Origin of the sequence: Segatella cerevisiae (genome assembly GCF_024054555.1) — a bacterium.
GTDB classification, from domain to species: domain Bacteria; phylum Bacteroidota; class Bacteroidia; order Bacteroidales; family Bacteroidaceae; genus Prevotella; species Prevotella cerevisiae.
Genome location: NZ_JAMXLY010000114.1, coordinates 1 through 1,070, shown reverse-complemented (window position 1 = coordinate 1,070; position 1,070 = coordinate 1). Strand labels below are relative to the sequence as shown.

1 protein-coding gene is annotated in these 1,070 nt (G+C 43.1%); it reads right to left on the bottom strand.

What is annotated here, in order from left to right:
* Positions 1-123: 123 nt before the first annotated feature.
* Positions 124-960 carry a sirohydrochlorin chelatase gene (locus NG821_RS12580; protein ID WP_252761999.1) on the bottom strand — a complete coding sequence of 279 codons (837 nt, stop codon included), beginning with the start codon at positions 958-960 and terminating at the stop codon, positions 124-126.
* Positions 961-1,070: the final 110 nt, after the last annotated feature.

Sequence of the window (1,070 nt, the reverse complement as noted above, 5' to 3'; positions counted from 1 at the left end):
AGGTTGTGCATATCGATGATTTGAAATTAACAGTTTTGACACTACTAATTTACTAAAAATCAGCGATATGCGCAACTTTTTATACATCATTATTTAATGAATTTAATTCCGCCAACGGGTTAATTATTTATTCTGCAACCACCCCTGAGTCACTTGGACAATCCATTGGCAGATGGCGTCTGAACACTCAGGAAGCATAGCAGACTGACTATACAACACTTTTTCAGAAGGATGACTCTTCGACAAACCCGACTGATTCTCCAGCATTCCACTCATCTTAGCCATGTCATAGACATTTGAGGATAGGTAGATGCCCTGAACAAGAATGCGCTTCTTTTTTGCAGCAGCTTTCTGAAGCAAGGGCATGATCTCTTTGGACAAGTCGACACCCATTGCGACCAACTTGGCATCAGTGTAATTGATGGACGTATTCTTCTTGACATAATCTTCACTTCCCTTAAGGAGTTCATTCCAGAACCCGATATATTCAGGATCCCCATGAGCCAGGATCAGGACAGCCTCATCAGAAGGATTGACGGACATTTTCTTGATTGGCTGCAGGACCGTCTGGTAAATAATATCTCCATAACTCAACGTGGGACCTAAGATAATATGGATTTTCGTATTCACCAGTTTAGCCCCTTCTTCCTTCAATGACTTCCGAGTATTCGGATTATATTTCAGGCCGAGTATATTCGGGATATCCTCTTCAGAATGGCTTGACGGCGCAATGAACAGCGGCAGAGCAAAAACCGTATCAATGCCTTGTTTTTCGCAGTCATTGATGACCGTATTGATATGAGGTTCGCTGAATTCCATCAATGCTACCCTTGTATAACTGATCCCCGGAATAGGGTTAAGGTTAAGTTTCTTCTCGAGATCCAGTACCGGCGCATTCCATTTTGCAGAAGGTGCGCCATGCGCAATGATGACCAATGCTGTCTTTATACTATACCCCAATTTTAGACAATGTTTAACTTTTATTTAAATAATATACTCATCCACGGAGAGCGCGCATAGCGGCAAGAGGCGTCGTGTAACGCCTCGGCGAGCGTCACGCTGCAGATTGA